We start from the raw sequence: 17,442 nt of genomic DNA, 5'->3' as shown, positions 1-17,442 counted from the left end.
CTAGACCGACACCCGCAGCCCGTCCAGCCCCCTGATGACGAAGTTGGGTCTGCGCTCGGGCTCGGCGGCCAGGCTCAGGGCGGGCGCCTTCTCCAGCAGGGCCCGCATCGACGCCGCCAGCTCGATCCGGGCCAGGGGGGCGCCGATGCAGTAGTGGATGCCGGCACTGAAGGAGATGTGGGGGTTGTCGGCGCGGGTGAGGTCGAGCTTCGCCGGCTCCGGGAACACCTCGGGGTCGTGGTTGGCGGAGCCGAAGAGCATCGCGATCTCCGCGCCCCTCGGGATCGTCGTGCCGTCGATCTCGATCTCCTCCAGCACCCAGCGCTCGAAGAGCTGGAGCGGGGTGTCGTAGCGCATCAGCTCCTCGACGGCCGACGGGACCAGGGAGTGGTCGCCGCGCAGGGCCGCGAGCATGCCGGGGTTGCGGAACAGGGCCCACCAGCCGTTGACGGTCGCGTTCACCGTCGCCTCGTGACCCGCGTTCAGCAGCAGCACACAGGTCGAGATCATCTCCTGCTCGGTGAGCCGGTCGCCCTCGTCGTGCGCGGCGATCAGGCCCGAGATCAGGTCCTCGCCGGGCTCCTTGCGGCGCTCGGCGATCAGGTCGCGGAGGTACTCCGAGAACGCGACCGAGGCGCGCACGGCCCTGCGCGCCGTCTCCGTGGGGGGATTCAGCTCGTACATCCCGCAGATGTCGGCGGACCAGGGCCGCAGCGGGGCCCTGTCGGACTCGGGGATGCCCAGCATCTCGGCGATGACCGCCACGGGCAGCGGCTCGGCGACGTCGGTGAGCAGATCCCCGCCGCCGGCCGCGACGAGCCGGTCCACCAGCTCACCGGCGAGCCGGTCCACGTACGGCTTGAGCCGCTCGACCGTACGCGGCGTGAACGCCTTCGACACCAGCCGCCGGATCCTCGTGTGGTCCGGCGGTTCCAGGTCGAGCATCCCGTGGTCGTTGAGGGTGTGGAACGGCTCGTGCTCCGCCGGCGGCGCGGTCCGCCCGAACTCCTCGTGCGTGAACCGGTGCTGATACGTCCGCCCCAGACGCCGGTCGCGCAGCAGCGCCGAGACGTCCGCGTGGTGCGGCACCAGCCACTGGTCCGTGGGCTCGAAGTAGTGCACCCGGCCCTTGGCGCGCAGCTCGGCGTAGGCGGGGTAGGGGTCCGCGACGAACGCCGGGTCCCATGGGTCGAAGGCAGCCATGGCGGGACGCTAACCCGGCGTCCCCGGCTCTGACCAGGGCCCCCGGTGCTGCGGCCGGTCGGCGGAGCGAGCCCGTGGCCGCCGCGGTCAGCCCGGCGTCACCAGCCGTGCCTCGTACGCGAACACCGCCGCCTGGGTGCGGTCCCGCAGCCCGAGCTTCACCAGGATGCGGCTGACGTGGGTCTTGATGGTGGACTCGGCGACCACCAGCCGTCCGGCGATCTCCGCGTTCGACAGCCCCTGGGCGATCAGGACCAGCACCTCCGTCTCGCGTTCGGTCAGGTCGCCGTAGGCCGCGTGGGCGGAGGACAACGGGCGGGGAGCCGCCGAGAGCTTCGAGAACTCGGTGATCAGGCGCTTGGTGACGGTGGGGGCGAGAAGGGCCTCGCCGGACGCCACCACCCGCACGCCGTCCGCCAGTTGGCGGGCCGAGGCGTCCTTGAGCAGGAAGCCGGAGGCACCCGCGCGCAGCGCCTGGTACACGTACTCGTCGAGGTCGAAGGTCGTGAGGACCAGCACCTTGGCCGTGGTGTCGGAGGCGACGATCTCCCTCGTCGCCTCGATGCCGTTCAGCTCGGGCATGCGGATGTCCATCAGGACCACGTCGGGGGCGAGTTCGCGCACACGGGCCACCGCCTCGCGGCCGTTGACCGCCTCGCCGACCACCTCGATGTCCGGCATCGCGTTCAGCAGGACCGAGAAGCCCTCGCGCACCATCATCTGATCGTCCGCGATCAGGACGCGGATGGTCATGCCTCACCGTCCCCGGTGGCGGCGACCGGCAGGAAGACCGTCACCTCGTAGCCACCCGCCTCCGTGCCGCCCGCCGTCATCTCGCCGTTCAGCATCGACACCCGCTCGCGCATGCCGGTGATGCCGTGCCCGGCGCCCGGGGAGGGTTTCACCAGGCTCGGCTCGGGCGGCGGGTCGTTGACCACGCGCAGTCCCAGGCCGCCGATGACGTAGCCGATCTCGACGCGCGCGTCCGCGCCCGGCGCGTGCCGCAGGCTGTTGCTCAGCGCCTCCTGGACGATGCGGTACGCCGACAGCTCGACGCCCTGCGGCAGTTCGCGCACCGCCCCGGTCACCGTCTTGCCGACGCTCAGGCCCGCCTCGCGCACGTTCGCCAGCAGCGCGTCCAGGTCGGCGAGGGTGGGCTGCGGGGCGTCCGGGGCCTCGTAGTCCTCGGCGCGGACGACGCCGAGGACGCGGCGCAGCTCGGTGAGCGCGGCCACCGCGTTCTCCCGGATGGTGGCGAAGGCGCGCTCCAGCTCCGGCGGCGGGTTCTGCACCCGGTAGGGGGCGGCCTCCGCCTGGATGGCGACGACCGACATGTGGTGCGCCACCACGTCGTGCAGCTCGCGGGCGATCGTCGTGCGCTCCTCCAGGAGGGTGCGCCGGGACCGCTCGTGCGCGGTGACGGTCTGCTGGGCGGTCACCTCCTGCTTCGCGTCCCGGCGGATGTGCCAGACGGTGACGACGAGGATGGCCACGGCGGAGAGGAACAGCAGCTCCATGGTGTTCGAGCCGAAGCGGCCACGGCCGCCGACGCTCCCCGCCACGGCGCCGTACACCGCCGTCAGGACCCATGTCCAGGCCGCCGTGCGCGGCCTGGTGCGGACGGCCACGATCGTGAGCACCAGCAGCTGACAGGCGAAACTGCCGGACAGCCACGGCCACTCGCTGTCCCAGTCGCTGCCGACGGCGGCGGCGATCGGGGTCGCGAGCATCGACAGCCAGAACGCGCCGACCGGCCGCACCATGGTCAGCAGCACCGGCGCCAGGGCGAGCAGGCCGAGGACCAGATTGGTGGCCGCGCCGTCCATCGGGCTGTCCGAGGCGATGAGCATCGCGACGAAGCCGCACGCCGTGATCACGGCGTGCGGCGCCCACGCCGCGTACACGCGTATCGGGCCGGGGAGCCGGCGGGCGAGCCGCCCGTCGGTGCTCGCGCGGCGCAGCGGGCGGTAGGCGAAGGCGTCGTGGAACAGGTCCTGCCGCAGCCCCCGCAGGGCGTCCATGGCGGCCCGGAACTCCGGGCTGCGCGGCTTGTACGGGTCGAACACGCTGTCCGGCGGGTCCGTCTGCCTGGTGGGCTCCGACGGGGCCGGCTGCGTACGGGGCGTCTCGGTCACGGGTACGACGGTAGGCGCCGCCCGGCCTCGCGGGCGTCACCAGTGAGAAGGGTCCTGCGCCCTCCCCCTCAGGTACTACGGCGGCCGGGACGGGCGGCGCGCGGCCTCACCAGGCCAGCTGGGCGATCTCCTCCGCGACCACCGCGCACGCGTCCGCCGCCGGGTCGATCAGGGGGAAGTGGCCGACCTCCTCGAGCAGGGTGAGGCCGACGACCTCGCCGGCCTTCGCCGCCGCCTCCGCGTAGGACTCGGCGACCGCCTGCGGGACGGTGAGGTCGTCCCGGCCCTGGACCAGGGCGGTCGCGATGCCGGTGGGAAGCAGCAGGGAGGGATCGGCGTACGGCCGCCGCTCGGCGAACCTCTCGTCGCCGCCCAGGAGTTGACGCGTGGCCCCGGAGCACACGTCGAGCTTGTCGGCCACCTCGAAGTCGGCGATCGGGGCCAGGGCGACGACCCCGCGCAGCGGCGCGGGCCCCTCGATGCGCCAGGGGGCGTCGCCGGGCAGCAGATGGCGGGCCGCCGCCCACAGGGCGAGATGGCCGCCGGCCGAGTGCCCGGTGATCACGGTGCGGCGCGGATCGGCCTGCACCAGGTGCTCGCGCACCAGGCCGGGCAGCGCCCGCAGCGCGGCCGCGACGTCGTCGAAGGTCTCCGGCCACCGGCCCGCGACGGGTCCGCTCCCGCCCTGCGCCGGGATCGCGCTCCCGCGCCGGTACTCCACGCTGGCCACGGCGAAACCGCGCCGGGCGAGGAAGTCCGCGAACGGGGAGATGTGCCGGCGGTCGTACGCCGCCCGCCAGGCGCCTCCGTGCAGCACGGCGACCAGCGGGGCCAGGCCGCCCGGGACCGCCTCCACGCGCGGTGCGTAGAAGTCGATCAGCTGGTCGGGATGGTCACCGTAGGCAGCGGTGGAGTCGGGGTCGACCGCCGGGTGCGAGAACGCCGACTCCTCTTCGGCGGCGGCCCGGGCTGCTGCGGCGTCGTCCGGCATGCTCCAACCTCTCAGCGACGTAACCAGTTTGGCCGACCAGGTGCGATGCAGGCCGTTGGCGGGGACGGTATCAGGCCGGTGACGTGCGCGGACACGGGGATGTCACGCTCGGTGAGGGGGAAACGGTTCTGTACCCGCGCAAGCCGGGCAGTCCCGGGGGACTGCCCGGCCGCGCGGCGGGCGCCGGGGCTATCCGGCGAGCGTCTCCGCCAGCACCCGGGCCGCCCGCTCGACGTCGCCGAACCCGACGTAGAGCGGAGTGAAGCCGAACCGGAGGACGTCCGGGTACCGGAAGTCGCCGACCACACCCTGCTCGATCAGCCGCTTCATGACGTCCCCGGCGACGGGGGCGCCTCCCGCACCGGCGAGGCCGGGAGCGGGGGGACACCGCAGCGCCACCTGGCTGCCGCGCTCCGCGTGGGCCACCGGGGTCAGCGACTCCACCCGCCCCGCGGGCACGTACGCGCGCACGCACTCCAGGAAGAAGTCCGTCAGCGCCAGCGACTTGGCCCGTACCGCCTCGACCGTGACGCCGTCCCAGACGTCGAGCGCCGCCTCCAGGGCCAGCATGGAGAGGATGTCCGGGGTGCCGACCCGGCCGCGCAGCGCGCCGGGCGCGGGCTCGTAGGCGGACCGCATCCCGAAGGGCTCCGCATGGGAGTTCCAGCCGGGCAGCGGGGAGTCGAAGCGGTCCTGGAGGCCGGCGCGGACGTAGAGGTACGCCGGTGAACCGGGGCCGCCGTTGAGGTACTTGTAGGTGCAGCCGACCGCGAGGTCGACGCCGTGCTCGTCCAGCCCGACCGGCAGCGCGCCCGCGCTGTGGCACAGGTCCCAGACGACCGGCGCCCCCACCGCGTGCACCGCGGCCGTCAGAGCGGGCAGGTCGTGCAGCCGGCCGGTGCGGTAGTCGACGTGGTTCAGCAGGACCGCGGCCGTACGGCCGGACAGCGCGCCCGGCACCTCGGCCGGCTCCAGCGGACGCGGGGTGCACCCCGTCATCCGGGCCGCCGACTCGGCGATGTAGCCGTCCGTGGGGAAGGTCGTCGCGTCGAAGAGGATCTCGTCCCGGCCGTCGCCGTCGAGCCGCGCGAGCCGGACCGCGCCCACGAGTGCCTTGAAGACGTTGACGCTGGTCGAGTCGCCCACCACGATCTGCCCGGGCGCCGCGCCGACCAGCGGCGCGATCCGGTCGCCGATCCGCTCGGGCGCCGTCCACCAGCCGCTCTCGTCCCAGGAGCGGATGCGCAACTCGCCCCACTGACGCCGTACGACGTCCTCCATCCGGCCCGGGACCGCCGCCGGCAGCGCGCCGAGGGAGTTGCCGTCGAGGTAGACCGCCTCGTCGAGGACGAATCTCGCCCGCACCGCGGCGAGTTCGTCGACGGCGTCCAGCTTGGCGGCCCTGGCGGCGAGTTCGGTCGTCTCAGACATGGGACCTCGCCGTCCACAGCTCGGGGAACACGTTCTTCTGCGCCCGCTTCTCCAGCCAGGCGACGCCCGCGGAGCCGCCCGTGCCCGCCTTGGCGCCCATCGCCCGGCGGGTGGCCACGAGATGGTCGTTGCGCCATCGCCACACCAGTTCGGCGACGTCCGTCAACGCCTCGCCCAGACGGGCCAGTTCGGCGTGCTCGTCACCGGAGTAGACGGCGGCCCAGACGGCCTCCACCGCCTCCGACGGCTCGTGGCGCAGCGAGACGTCGCGCCGCAGGACGGAGCCGGGCACCGGGTGGCCGCGCCGCGCGAGCAGGCGCAGCACCTCGTCGTACAGGCTCGGCTCGTGCAGGGCCTTCTCCAGCTCGGCGTGGACGCGCGGGGCGCCGCGGTGCGGGACGAGCATGGACGCGGACTTCTCGCCGAGCAGGAACTCCATCCGCCGGTACATCGCCGACTGGAAGCCGGAGCCCTCGCCGAGCGCGGAGCGGTAGGAGTTGAACTGGGCCGGGGTGAGCTGCCCGAGGGGCCTCCAGGAGGCGTTCAGCGCCTCCAGCTCGCGCACCGAGCGCTTCAGCGCGTCGATGGCCACCGGTACCCGGTCCTCACGAAGGGACCGCGCGGCGGTCTCCCACTCGTGGACGATCACGGTGAACCACAGCTCCATCACCTGGGTCGTGACCAGGAAGACCATCTCTCCGGGATCGTCGGAGAGGGTGTGCTGGAGGTGGGTGAGCACGTCCGCCTGGACGTAGTCCTCGTACGGTGTCGTGCCCTGGAAATCGAGATGCGGGGTCTCGGGCTCGGAAGCCTCGTGGGACATCGCTGTCTCCTGATGTGTGCTACGGGTAGCGGTCCGCCCCTGCCGTTACCGGCACGGGGGCCCCGGTCCCCACGGGCATCCTCCGCAATCACCCCGACCGCCGCAAGGTCCGCCCGGTCACACCGGGCGGACCTCACGGACGTCACCGGCGCGCTAGCCCAGCGTCTGGGCCGCCGTCGGCGAGGAGTCCTTCAGGAACTGCGAGCAGCGCTCGTACTCGTCCTGCTCGCCGATCGACTGCGCCGCGCGGGCGAGGGCGTGCAGGGCGCGCAGGAAGCCGCGGTTGGGCTCGTGCTCCCAGGGCACCGGGCCGTGGCCCTTCCAGCCGCTGCGGCGCAGGGCGTCCAGGCCGCGGTGGTAGCCCGTACGGGCGTAGGCGTACGACTCCACGACGCTGCCCCGCTCGAACGCCTCGTCGGCCAGCTGGGCCCAGGCCAGCGAGGACGTCGGGTACTTGGCGGCGACGTCCGCGGGCGCGGTGCCGCCGGCCAGCAGCTCGCGGGGCGCGGGGTCGTCGGGGAGGTGGGTCGGGGGCGGGCCCCCGAGGAGGTTCTCGTGAATCGACATGCGTCCAAGTCTGCGCCATCACTCGGTGCGGGGCGTCCGCTCCGCCGTCGGCAGCTTCGCGGCCCGCTGCCCCTCCAGGGGCGGCGCCGTGACCGACCCGTGCGTACGGCACTCCGGGCGGCGGCAGTCCGGGGGCAGGGGGCGCACCGTCGCGAAGGCCACCGCCGACCCGGCCACCAGCACACCGGCGCAGATCAGCATCGCCCGGTGGAAGGCGTCGTCGAAGGCGGTGGCCGAGCGGTAGGCCTCCGGGCCCATCCCGGCGAGCAGCGGCAGCGCGGCCACCGCGATCAGACCGGCCGCGCGGGCGGCGGCGTTGTTGATCCCGCTGGCCAGGCCCGCCCGCGCGGTGTCCACCGAGCCCAGGACGGTCGAGGTCAGCGGGGCGACCAGCGTCACCATGCCGACACCCAGCACCAGGACGGCGGGCAGGACGTCGCGCACGTACGAGGCACCGGGCCCGACCCGCAGCATCAGCAGCATCCCGGCGGCGCACAGCAGGGGTCCGGCGGTGAGCGGGATGCGGGGGCCGATGCGGTCGGCCAGGGCGCCGGAGCGGGCCGAGAACAGCAGCATCAGGGCGGTGGTCGGCAGCAGGGCCGTACCGGCGGCGAGGGGCGTCCAGCCGACGGCGACCTGGAGCTGGAGGGCGGTCAGGAAGAAGAAGCCGCCGAACGCCGCGTACACGCACAGGGTGACCAGGTTGACGGCCGTGAACTGGCGGGAGGCGAAGATGGACGGCGGCATCATCGGGTCCGGGCTGCGCCGCTCGACCTGCACGAAGGCGACGGCCGCGGCCACTCCCGCCAGGGCGGTGACGGCGACGACCAGCGAGCCCTGGTGGGCCTCGATGAGGGCGTAGGTGACCAGGCCGAGGGCGAGGGCGGCGAGGAACGCGCCGAGCACGTCGAAGCGGCCGTGGGAGCGGCCGTCCGACGACTCGGGGACGTGGCGCAGGGCGATCGGGGCGCACACCACGGCCAGCGGGACGTTGAGCAGGAACACCCAGCGCCAGCCGGGGCCGTCGACCAGCCAGCCGCCCAGGAACGGGCCGACGGCCGCGCCGATGCCGCCGAAGCCGGACCACAGGCCGACGGCCCGGCCGCGGTCGTCGGGGTGGAACGACGCCTGGATCAGGGCCAGGGAGCCCGGTGTGAGGAGCGCGCCGCCGACCCCCTGGAGGGCGCGGGCGGCGATGAGGACGCCGGAGCTCGGCGCGAGGCCGCACAGCAGGGACGCCGCGGCGAACCAGACGACGCCGATGACGAAGACCTTGCGGCGGCCGTAGTGGTCGCCGAGGGAGCCGCCGAGCAGGATCAGGCCGGCCAGCGTCAGCATGTACGCGTTGACCGTCCACTGCAGGGCGGCGAGGTTGGTGTGCAGGTCGCGGCCGATGCGCGGCAGGGCGACGTTGACGACGGTGGAGTCCAGCATGGCCATGCTGGAGCCGAGGACGGTGGTGAGCAGGATCCACCTGCCCTGGGGGGAGGCGATCCGGACGTCGGGCATGACCCCAGGTATACAGCGAGCCCGGTGCCGTAGCACCGGGCTCGCGGAAGAAGTCGGCCCGGGGACCGCCTCCGTCTACTTGATCTTCGTGCCGGTCGAGCGCAGGTTGCCGCAGGCCTCCGTCACGCGCGCGGCCATGCTCGCCTCGGCCAGCTTGCCCCAGGTGCGCGGGTCGTAGGTCTTCTTGGAGCCGACCTCGCCGTCGACCTTCAGGACGCCGTCGTAGTTCCGGAACATGTGGTCGGCGACGGGACGCGTGAAGGCGTACTGCGTGTCCGTGTCGATGTTCATCTTGACCACGCCGTTCTCCAGCGCGGTGCGGATCTCCTGCTCGGTGGAGCCGGAGCCGCCGTGGAAGACGAAGTCGAACGGGGACTGCTTGCCGTACTTCGCGCCCACGCCCTCGTTCAGCTCCTTCAGGAGCTCGGGGCGCAGCACGACGTTGCCCGGCTTGTAGACGCCGTGGACGTTGCCGAAGGACGCGGCCAGCAGGTAGCGGCCCTTCTCGCCCAGGCCCAGGGCCTCGGCGGTGCGGATCGCGTCGTCGACCGTGGTGTACAGCGAGTCGTTGATCTCGTGCGAGACGCCGTCCTCCTCGCCGCCGGTCGGGGTGATCTCGACCTCGAGGATGATCCTGGCGGCGCGGGCGCGCTCCAGCAGCTCCTGCGCGATGGCCAGGTTGTCGGCGAGGGTCTCCGCCGAGCCGTCCCACATGTGCGACTGGAAGAGCGGGTTGCCGCCGGCCTTCACGCGCTCCTCGGAGACCGCCAGCAGCGGGCGTACGTACCCGTCCAGCTTGTCCTTCGGGCAGTGGTCCGTGTGCAGGGCGACCGTGACCGGGTACTTCTCGGCGACGATGTGCGCGTACTCGGCGAGGGCCACCGCGCCGGTGACCATCTCCTTGCTGTACTGGCCGCCCAGGAACTCGGCGCCACCCGTGGAGATCTGGACGATGCCGTCGCTCTCCGCCTCGGCGAAACCGCGCAGCGCCGCGTGCAGGGTCTGGCTCGAGGTCACGTTGATGGCCGGGTAGGCGAACTTGCCTGCCTTCGCCCGGTCCAGCATCTCGTTGTAGACCTCGGGAGTTGCGATGGGCATCTGTCCGCTCCTTGGTATGTGCGGGTTGGCGTTCTGCGTCCTACGGCCCTGACCTAGACCTTGGGGATGACGTCATCGTCGGCCCCATCTTTCCAGACTCGGCCGGGTGCTCTGCCCGTACTGTCCAGCTTGTGGATACCGCCCTGTGGACGACTCCCGGGCGGGCGGCCCGGTCAGTCCAGGCCGAGCTCGTCCTTCGAGAAGGCGAACAGGTACGGCACCCCCGCGCCGTCCTCGATCTTCTCGGCGGCACCGGTCGCGCGGTCCACGATGGTCGCCACGCCGGCCACCTCCGCGCCCGCCTCGCGCACCGCCTCGACGGCCGCCAGCGGGGAGCCGCCGGTGGTGGAGGTGTCCTCGACCACCAGCACACGGCGGCCGGCGATGTCCGGGCCCTCGACACGGCGCTGCAGCCCGTGCGCCTTGGCGGCCTTGCGCACCACGAAGGCGTCGAGCCGCTGCCCGCGCGCGGCCGCCGCGTGCAGCATGGCGGCGGCGACCGGGTCGGCGCCCATGGTCAGGCCGCCCACCGCGTCGAAGTCGAGGTCGGCGGTCAGATCCAGCAGCACCTGGCCGACCAGCGGGGCGGCCTCACCGTCAAGAGTGATCCGGCGCAGGTCGACGTAGTAGTCCGCCTCCAGCCCCGACGACAGGGTCACCTTGCCGTGCACCACGGCCTTGTCCTTGATCTGCTGCAGCAGCTCACCACGTGTGCCCGGCGGCGTTGCTTCGTTGGCGTCCGTCATGCCAGTCAGCTTAGAGCCGCCGCCAGGCCCAGGTCATCGTGGCTTCCAGCGGCTCCAGCAGCGTGACCTGGCGGGGCAGGGTGTTCAGGCCGTCGGGCGGGCCGGTCTGCGGTTCCACGCACACCGCCTCCCGCTGCTCGTCGTAGACGACGACCCACTCCTCGCGGCTGGTCACCTTCAGCTCCAGCTGCCCGGGCCAGGTCAGCGTGACGTCGACGCCGCCGGGTGTGCCGAAGCAGTCGTCCCAGGGGCCGGGCGCCGGCTCGACGCGGTTGCCGGTGGGCAGGTGGTCCGCGCCGCGCTCCTCCTGCCAGGCCGGGCTGAAGCCGAGGCGGACGCCCTCGCCGGCGGCGCCGTCCTCACGCACCAGGGTGCGGTTGAACCAGGGGTGCCAGCCGACCTGGGCCGGGAAGGAGGAGCCATGCGCCTCCACGGACATCGTCAGCGTCAGGGACTCGGGCGTGAGGGCGAACTGCTGTGTGACCAGGCCGGGCCAGGGCCAGGGCTCGACCAGCTCGTAGGAGATGACCGCCTCGTCGCCGTGCGCGCGCACCACGCTCCAGGCTCCGTCGCGGGCGGTGCCGTGGATGGCGTGCGGCGGGGAGTTGAGGGGCATCTGGTGGACGGTCGCGCCGTCCCGGAAGCGGCCTTCCCTGAGCCGCCCGCACCAGGGAGCCATCGGGAAGCAGCCGAACCGCTCGCCCTGGCGCAGCAGTTCGGTGCCCCCGACGCGCACTCCCGCAACCCGGCCGCCGTTGCCCGGCCGCACGGTCACCTCCGCGTCGCCCGCGGTCAGCGTGATGTCTTCGTCACTCACGGGACGACCCTACTGGGGCGATCAAGACCGCCGCCGCAGGCAGGCGCTCTGCCGCCGCCCGTTCAGCGCCGCTTGCGCAGCACCCGGCCCACGACGATCGCCGACGCGAGCACGACGGCCGCCGCCGGGGCCGCCCAGCGCAGCGGGGAACCGCCGGCGACCGTCTGCGGGGCCGGGACGGGGGCGTACCGGCCGCGGGGCGGCGCGTGGTCGACCTCCTCCGCGCTGCGGCCGATCATCGTGCGCCGGGCGTGGGCCGCTTCGGCGGGAGGCCGGGAGGCGTCCGTGAAGTCGTCGGGAGCCGCGCCGGAGACCGGGGCGGCGGAGTCGTCCGGCGCGGTCCCGTCCTGCGTGTCGTCCTCGTCCTGCGTGTCGTCCTCGTCCTGCGCTTCGCCCCCGTCCTCCTGCTGCGCGCGGGGGTCCAGGGACGGCGGGGGGACCTCGGTGTCGAAGACCGAGCCGGTCCCGGCACCGGGAGCGGGCGCGTCGTCGGCGTCGGGGGTCGTCTCGAAGTCGCTGGTCGCCTTGGGCTCGAAGTCCTGGGTGACGAGCGGTTCGGGCTCCTCGGGCTCCTCGGACGCCCCGGGACCGGCGGGCGGCCGCGCGGCCTGCGCGGCGAGGTTCTCCGCGAAACGGTTCAGCAGCCGGGTGGCGGCCGACGCGACCTGCTCGGCCGGGAGCTCGGTGAGGCGGCCCCGCGCGGAGGCGGTGCCGCCGAAGACCAGCCGGGAGCCGCCCTCGGCCTCCTCGACGCGGAGCGTCAGCGCGAGCTTCACGGAGCCGGTGCCGCGGGCCTCGGTGCCGTCGCCCTCGGCGGTGCAGGAACCGTCGTCGCGCGGGGTGACGCGGACGGCGCCCCGGTAGGTGACCGAATGGCTGCCGACGCGCACCTTCAGCCGCCCCGTGACGGGCTCCGCGCCCGCGTCCTGCTGCAGGCCGGGAACCGCGCGGGCGACGCTTGCCGGGTCGGCGAGGGTCTCCCGCAGCCGCCGGACCGGAACCGGAACGAACACCTCATGCTCCATGTCACGCGAGCCTACCCAGGAGGCCGGATCCTGCACCCCCGTTGGTCGAAACAGGGCGCGTGGCGGGTCGCCGCGGTGCCGCGGCCACGGCCGCGCGCGTGGTCAGTACCGCGGATGCACCAGTGTCGAGGCGGGCAGACCGCCGATGCGGGTGGCCGCCGCGGCCCTGGCGTCGGCCCGCAGGGCCGACTCGGTGAGGGTGCGCGGCGGTGGCTGGTTCGGGTCCAGGCCCAGGCGCGGGCGGCTGTCCGCGGACGCCAGGAGGAATCCCCAGTCGCGCGGGGCGCGGGAGGCGCCGACGGAGCGGTCGGGCCCCGCGGCGAAGCCCGCGTCCCTGCCGCTCACGCGGTAGGGCACGGTGTGCAGGCCGGCGGAGCGCAGGGTCGCGTCCACCGTCCAGAACGCGCGCGACCGGGTGGCGACCGGTCCCGCGTGCACCACGAGACGGCCACCGGGCGCGAGGGCGCGCCGGGCGAGGCCGTAGAACTCCTCGGAGTAGAGCTTCGTGCTGGCGGTGATGCCCGGGTCGGGGAGATCGGCGACGACCACGTCGTACGTCGAGACCGGCGCCGTGCGCAGCCAGCGGAAGGCGTCGGCCGTCGTCTCGTGCACGCGCGGGTCGTCGAAGGCGTGGCCGTTGAGCCGCGACAGGGCCGGGTCGTCCCGGGCCAGCCGGACGACCTCCGGGTCGAGTTCGACGACGTCCACACGGCGCACCCCGGCGTGGCGCAGCACCTCGCGCGCGGCCAGGCCGTCACCGCCGCCGAGGATCAGCACGCGCGCGTGCGGGCCGTCCATCGCGGGCTGCACCAGGGCCTCGTGGTACCAGAGTTCGTCACGGCCGCTGACCCTGAGGCGGCCGTCGAGGAAGAGGTCGAGGGGGCGGCCGTGGGTGCCGCCGGTGAGGACGACCTCCTGGACGCCGGTCTGCAGCGCGACACGGACGTCCTTGCCGTACACCGCGTGCCGCGCGGCCCGTTCGAAGTCGTCGACCAGGACGGCCGCGCAGGCGAGGATGCCGAGCACGGTGAGGTTGGCGAGCAGCAGCAGGCGGCGCGCGCGGGGCGTCAGATCGCGGCGGAACAGGCCGAGGACGAGGGCGCCGCCCGCGATCGCGTTGACCGTGCCGGTGATCAGGGCGCCCGTCAACTGCCCGAGCAGCGGCAGGAGAAGGAACGGGAAGGCGAGCCCGCCGACCAGGGCGCCGACGTAGTCCGCCGCGAACAGGTCGGCCACCACGCCGCCCGCGTCCTGGCGCCGGATGCGCTGGATCAGCTCCATCAGCAGCGGCACCTCGGCGCCGATCAGCAGACCGATCGTCAGCGAGAAGCCGACCAGCAGCCAGCGCGGGCCCCACAGTCCGCCCCAGCCGCCGGTCCACGCGAAGACGGCGTACAGGGCCATCGCGCTGGAGCCGCCGACGAGCGCGAGGATCGCCTCGATCGCGCCGAAGCCGGCCGCGGCCCGCCAGCGCAGGCGCTTCGCGCCCAGCGAGCCGACGCCCATGGCGAAGACCATGAGGGACAGCACCACCGAGGCCTGGGTGACCGAGTCGCCGATCAAGTACGAGGCCAGGGCGACCAGTTCGAGTTCGTACACGAGTCCGCAGGCCGCGCAGACGAACACGCACGCCAGCACGAGGAGCCGCCCGGTGTCCGGCTGCACGGGCAGCCGCGCCGGACCCGCCCAGTCGGGCGGGGAGCCCGGCGGTGCCGGGGCGTGCGGTTCGATCACGACTGCGACGTTACGTCACGGCCGAGTCACGCTTCGTCACCCACACGTGTGGAACTGCCGGTCGGTCGGGTGTCCGGTGTTTGAGCCAACGGGTCCGGTTCAGGCGTCCGCCGGACTGAGCCGCGCCGCCGGCACCCGGACTCCCACGCGGGTCCGCGTCGCCACCAACTGCCCGTCCTGCGGGTACGCGTGCCAGGTCCGCCAGTGGATCTGGCCCCCGTGCCGCTGGGCCAGCAGGGCGGTGAAGGCGTGCGGGCTGCCGGGGAAGACGCCCGCCAGTCCGTGCGGATGGTCGGCGACCAGCGCGAGCAACTCCTGTGCGCGGCCCGCGAACGACCCCGGGGACAGCATCTCCACGCGGGCCGCGAACTCGTACTCCCAGTCGCCCACCCGCTTGGCGACGCCCAGCGGCAGCGGGGTGCTGCTGCCGGCGATGCACGCCACCGTCTCCGAACATCTGCCCCGCTCTTCCTCCAGGAGTACCTGGTGGGAGGCCCCCAGCAGTCTCAACTGAAGCTTCGAGTCCGCCAGTTCGAGGTCGAGCGTGGCCAGCGCGTCGAGCGGCTCACGCCCGAGGGCCCAGGCGAGGTCGGCAGCGCGCGTGTCGGTGTATGAGGTGTTCAGGGTCGTGAGCATGGATCGGCTCTCCGCTGGCACGCAAAGAAAAAGGGGGGAAGGGAAAGGTGTGGGGGTCCGGCACACCCCGGCGACTCCCGGGAATCGGCCCGGTCAGCCCAGTCAGGAGGTCAGAAGGTCTACGCGGGACGTCCGAGGGGGGCTGCGTCGGTGTTTTAGAGGGAATCATGAACAGTGGCGCCGTCACAGCCTTTTTACCCAACTTCGTTGGGTTTCCATCCCTCAGAGGGCTCCCCTGCTCAACTGTTCAACCATGGCGTGCGCCAGGGTGGCGCCGCGTACGCCGGAGCGCGAGAACACCCACCGGGGCGTGGGCGCCGGCGGGTGTTCGACGGGAGTGACAGGACATCACGTGCGGGGGATACGGCTCCCCCCGACCGAGCCCGGCCGCCCCGTGTCAGCTGCCTCCGCCGCATCCGCCCCCGCCGCCGCAGGAGGAGCCGCCACCACAGGAGGACCCCCCGCCGCACGAGGAGTGACCGCCCCCGCAGGAGTGATGACTCCCGTGGTGGCCCCCATCGCTGCCTCCGTGGTGTCCTCCGTGGTGTCCTCCGTGGTGGCTCCCGAGCCCGCCCGACGAGCTGCCGGCGTCACCGGCCCACCAGCTGCCGCCGCCGCCCGCGGCGTAGGACCCGCGCCGGCCCGCCGAGCCGTACCGCTTCGACCCGCCCCTGCGCACTGCCGACACGACGACCGCCACGAACACGATCACGACCGCCGCCACGATGAAGCCGGTCATGGCGCCACCGTCCTTTCGGTAGAACCGAAGCAGCCCCCCGTGGGCGCCTCTGTTTCCTGCGTGCACGAGGGATGCCCGGCCGCTTCGTGGGCCAAAGCAGAGTTGAGCAACTTCTGAGGGACTCCCGCACGCCCGGCCCGGGGCCGCGGCGGGGCAGCGGTCGTGAGATCGGCGCGCCTGGGCATACTGACAGGCATGGACCCGGATCCGCAGGGCCAGGCGCTCCCGCAGGGCCAGCCGCTCCCCAGCAGCAGGCAGCGTTCGTACGAGGCGATCGAGCGGGCACGGGAGCGGGTGGCCTCCAGCCTGGACCGGCTGGACCGCAGTGAGGCCACGCTGCGCCGTGCGGACGCACACGACGCCCGGGACGAGCGCCTCACCGACGGCGGGGCGTCCGGCTTCCGGCACCACGACGACCGGGACGACCGGGACGACCGGGACGACGGGGACGACGGGGCCGGCCGTGCACTGCGGGGCGTCCTGGAAGCCAGGGCGCGCCGCCTCCACCAGCGGTACGCGGCGGTGGCGTTCGCGCTGGGCGCCACCGAGAGCGCGCTGGCCGAGGAGTACGAGCGGCTCGCCCTGGAAGAGCCGGAGCAGGCCGCCGAGCACCGCGGACGCGCCGAGCGGGCGCGCCGGACGGCGGCCGCTCTGCGTACCGCCGAACCGGTCGCCGATCAGGACGGCGACGCGGACATGAGTTGAGGAACTCCGGGCCTTCGACGCAGGATGGCCGGCATGACCTCCAGCAGCCGCCCGCTCCTCAACAGCCGCCTCGCCGAGTTCGGGACCACGATCTTCGCCGAGATGTCGGCGCTGGCCGTGCGGACCGGTGCGATCAATCTGGGCCAGGGCTTTCCCGACACGGACGGCCCCGAGGAGGTCCGGGAGGCGGCGGTGCGGGCGCTGCGCGACGGACGCGGCAACCAGTACCCGCCGGGCCCCGGCGTCCCCGAGCTGCGCACCGCGATCGCCGCGCACCAGGAGCGGTGGTACGGGCTGTCGTACGACCCCGGCACGGAGGTGCTCGTCACCGCCGGCGCCACGGAGGCCATCGCCGCGTCCCTGCTGGCCCTGCTGGAGCCCGGCGACGAGGTGATCGCGCTGGAGCCGTACTACGACTCCTACGCCGCCGGCATCGCGATGGCGGGCGGCAGGCGCGTGCCCGTCACCCTGCGCCCGCACGAGGGCAGCTTCCGCCTGGACCTCGGCGAGCTGCGCGCCGCGGTGACCGGCCGCACCCGGCTGCTGCTGCTCAACACCCCGCACAACCCCACCGGCACGGTCCTCACCCGCGCCGAGCTCGCCGCGATCGCCGAGCTGGCCGTCGAGCGGGACCTGCTCGTCGTCACCGACGAGGTCTACGAGCACCTGGCCTTCGACGGCGAGCACGTGCCGCTCGCGGCCTTCCCCGGGATGCGGGAGCGCACGGTGACGATCGGCTCCGCGGGCAAGACCTTCTCCTTCACCGGCTGGAAGGTGGGCTGGGTGACCGCCGCGGCGCCGCTGGTCGGCGCCGTCCGCTCGGCGAAGCAGTTCCTGACCTACGTCTCGGCCGGGCCGTTCCAGTACGCCGTCGCCGAGGCGCTGGCGCTGCCCGACACCTACTTCACCGCCTTCCGCGAGGACATGCGGGCCAAGCGCGACCTGCTGGCGTCGGGACTGGCCGAGGCCGGCTTCGGGGTGTTCCGCCCGGCCGGCACGTACTTCATCACCACGGACATCCGCCCCCTCGGCGAGAGCGACGGCTTCGCCTTCTGCCGCGCCCTGCCCGAACGCGCGGGCGTCGTCGCCATCCCGAACGCCGTCTTCTACGACCACCGCGACCAGGGCGCGCCCTTCGTCCGCTTCGCCTTCTGCAAACGCGTCGAGGTACTGGCGGACGCGGTGGAACGGCTCCGCAAGGCGTTCGCGCACTGACCGCCGCTCCATGGGGCCAGTCGTCCTTGGCGCGGCCGTCCGCCGACTCCGGTCGGCCAGCGACCTGC

General features: G+C 73.6%; 16 protein-coding genes. 2 read left to right on the top strand and 14 right to left on the bottom strand.

Annotation, left to right across the window (positions count from 1 at the left end):
- The 14 genes from ACIRPX_RS26835 to ACIRPX_RS26770 form a co-directional block, all read right to left on the bottom strand.
- Window positions 1–1,203, bottom strand: a complete 1,203-nt coding sequence (locus ACIRPX_RS26835; RefSeq protein ID WP_404199517.1) for a cytochrome P450 — start codon at window positions 1,201–1,203, stop codon at window positions 1–3.
- Between the two features lie 87 nt (window positions 1,204–1,290).
- Window positions 1,291–1,956 carry a response regulator gene (locus ACIRPX_RS26830; RefSeq protein WP_404199514.1) on the bottom strand — a complete coding sequence of 222 codons (666 nt, stop codon included), beginning with the start codon at window positions 1,954–1,956 and terminating at the stop codon, window positions 1,291–1,293.
- Window positions 1,953–3,338 carry a sensor histidine kinase gene (locus ACIRPX_RS26825; protein WP_404199511.1) on the bottom strand — a complete coding sequence of 462 codons (1,386 nt, stop codon included), beginning with the start codon at window positions 3,336–3,338 and terminating at the stop codon, window positions 1,953–1,955. Before ACIRPX_RS26825 ends, ACIRPX_RS26830 begins: the two co-directional genes overlap by 4 nt.
- Window positions 3,339–3,444: 106 nt before the next feature.
- Window positions 3,445–4,329 carry an alpha/beta hydrolase family protein gene (locus ACIRPX_RS26820; RefSeq protein ID WP_404199508.1) on the bottom strand — a complete coding sequence of 295 codons (885 nt, stop codon included), beginning with the start codon at window positions 4,327–4,329 and terminating at the stop codon, window positions 3,445–3,447.
- A gap of 189 nt (window positions 4,330–4,518) precedes the next feature.
- Window positions 4,519–5,760, bottom strand: a complete 1,242-nt coding sequence (gene kynU / locus ACIRPX_RS26815) for a kynureninase (RefSeq protein WP_404199505.1) — start codon at window positions 5,758–5,760, stop codon at window positions 4,519–4,521.
- Window positions 5,753–6,583, bottom strand: a complete 831-nt coding sequence (locus ACIRPX_RS26810) for a tryptophan 2,3-dioxygenase family protein (protein ID WP_404199502.1) — start codon at window positions 6,581–6,583, stop codon at window positions 5,753–5,755. The genes kynU and ACIRPX_RS26810 overlap by 8 nt, the downstream gene beginning before the upstream one ends.
- A 153-nt stretch (window positions 6,584–6,736) precedes the next feature.
- Entirely contained in the window at window positions 6,737–7,150 is a 414-nt protein-coding gene (locus ACIRPX_RS26805; protein ID WP_404199499.1) for a DUF3151 domain-containing protein, read from the bottom strand.
- 18 nt (window positions 7,151–7,168) lie between these two features.
- The gene (locus ACIRPX_RS26800; RefSeq protein ID WP_404199497.1) at window positions 7,169–8,659 is read right to left on the bottom strand and encodes an MFS transporter; all 1,491 of its coding nucleotides are present in this window, start codon (window positions 8,657–8,659) and stop codon (window positions 7,169–7,171) included.
- Window positions 8,660–8,734: 75 nt separating this feature from the next.
- On the bottom strand, window positions 8,735–9,757 hold the full coding sequence (fbaA, locus tag ACIRPX_RS26795; RefSeq protein WP_404199494.1) for a class II fructose-bisphosphate aldolase: 1,023 nt from the start codon (window positions 9,755–9,757) through the stop codon (window positions 8,735–8,737).
- Window positions 9,758–9,930: 173 nt separating this feature from the next.
- Window positions 9,931–10,503, bottom strand: coding sequence for an orotate phosphoribosyltransferase (gene pyrE, locus ACIRPX_RS26790; RefSeq protein WP_404199491.1), 573 nt, complete (start codon window positions 10,501–10,503; stop codon window positions 9,931–9,933).
- A gap of 10 nt (window positions 10,504–10,513) precedes the next feature.
- Window positions 10,514–11,320, bottom strand: coding sequence for an aldose 1-epimerase (locus tag ACIRPX_RS26785; RefSeq protein ID WP_404199488.1), 807 nt, complete (start codon window positions 11,318–11,320; stop codon window positions 10,514–10,516).
- 62 nt (window positions 11,321–11,382) lie between these two features.
- Window positions 11,383–12,345 (bottom strand): SRPBCC domain-containing protein, encoded by a 963-nt coding sequence (locus ACIRPX_RS26780; RefSeq protein ID WP_404199485.1) that lies wholly within the window; start codon window positions 12,343–12,345, stop codon window positions 11,383–11,385.
- Between the two features lie 102 nt (window positions 12,346–12,447).
- Window positions 12,448–14,079: a polyamine aminopropyltransferase gene (locus tag ACIRPX_RS26775; protein WP_404199482.1), complete on the bottom strand. Its 1,632-nt coding sequence runs from the start codon at window positions 14,077–14,079 to the stop codon at window positions 12,448–12,450.
- A gap of 99 nt (window positions 14,080–14,178) precedes the next feature.
- Complete coding sequence (locus tag ACIRPX_RS26770) at window positions 14,179–14,715, bottom strand: DUF2617 family protein (RefSeq protein WP_404199480.1); 537 nt, start codon at window positions 14,713–14,715, stop codon at window positions 14,179–14,181.
- A 934-nt stretch (window positions 14,716–15,649) separates the two neighbouring features.
- Between ACIRPX_RS26770 and ACIRPX_RS26765 the strand changes: the two genes are divergently transcribed.
- Entirely contained in the window at window positions 15,650–16,159 is a 510-nt protein-coding gene (locus tag ACIRPX_RS26765) for a hypothetical protein (protein WP_404199477.1), read from the top strand.
- 24 nt (window positions 16,160–16,183) lie between these two features.
- Entirely contained in the window at window positions 16,184–17,374 is a 1,191-nt protein-coding gene (locus ACIRPX_RS26760; RefSeq protein ID WP_404199474.1) for a pyridoxal phosphate-dependent aminotransferase, read from the top strand.
- The last annotated feature ends 68 nt before the right edge of the window (window positions 17,375–17,442 follow it).

The organism is Streptomyces sp. NPDC101225 (genome assembly GCF_044767585.1).
Taxonomy (GTDB): Bacteria; Actinomycetota; Actinomycetes; order Streptomycetales; family Streptomycetaceae; genus Streptomyces.
The sequence above is the reverse complement of the archived record's forward strand: the minus strand, read 5'-3'. Positions and strand labels throughout refer to the sequence as shown.

Coding starts and splice junctions, on each gene's coding strand:
- ACIRPX_RS26760 (WP_404199474.1), top strand. CDS start 16,184: ATGGCCGGCATGACCTCCAGCAGCCGCCCGCTCCTCAACAGCCGCCTC.
- ACIRPX_RS26770 (WP_404199480.1), bottom strand. CDS start 14,715: ATGCTCACGACCCTGAACACCTCATACACCGACACGCGCGCTGCCGAC.
- ACIRPX_RS26835 (WP_404199517.1), bottom strand. CDS start 1,203: ATGGCTGCCTTCGACCCATGGGACCCGGCGTTCGTCGCGGACCCCTAC.
- ACIRPX_RS26780 (WP_404199485.1), bottom strand. CDS start 12,345: ATGGAGCATGAGGTGTTCGTTCCGGTTCCGGTCCGGCGGCTGCGGGAG.
- fbaA (WP_404199494.1), bottom strand. CDS start 9,757: ATGCCCATCGCAACTCCCGAGGTCTACAACGAGATGCTGGACCGGGCG.
- kynU (WP_404199505.1), bottom strand. CDS start 5,760: ATGTCTGAGACGACCGAACTCGCCGCCAGGGCCGCCAAGCTGGACGCC.
- ACIRPX_RS26805 (WP_404199499.1), bottom strand. CDS start 7,150: ATGTCGATTCACGAGAACCTCCTCGGGGGCCCGCCCCCGACCCACCTC.
- ACIRPX_RS26800 (WP_404199497.1), bottom strand. CDS start 8,659: ATGCCCGACGTCCGGATCGCCTCCCCCCAGGGCAGGTGGATCCTGCTC.
- ACIRPX_RS26820 (WP_404199508.1), bottom strand. CDS start 4,329: ATGCCGGACGACGCCGCAGCAGCCCGGGCCGCCGCCGAAGAGGAGTCG.
- ACIRPX_RS26765 (WP_404199477.1), top strand. CDS start 15,650: ATGGACCCGGATCCGCAGGGCCAGGCGCTCCCGCAGGGCCAGCCGCTC.
- ACIRPX_RS26830 (WP_404199514.1), bottom strand. CDS start 1,956: ATGACCATCCGCGTCCTGATCGCGGACGATCAGATGATGGTGCGCGAG.
- ACIRPX_RS26810 (WP_404199502.1), bottom strand. CDS start 6,583: ATGTCCCACGAGGCTTCCGAGCCCGAGACCCCGCATCTCGATTTCCAG.
- pyrE (WP_404199491.1), bottom strand. CDS start 10,503: ATGACGGACGCCAACGAAGCAACGCCGCCGGGCACACGTGGTGAGCTG.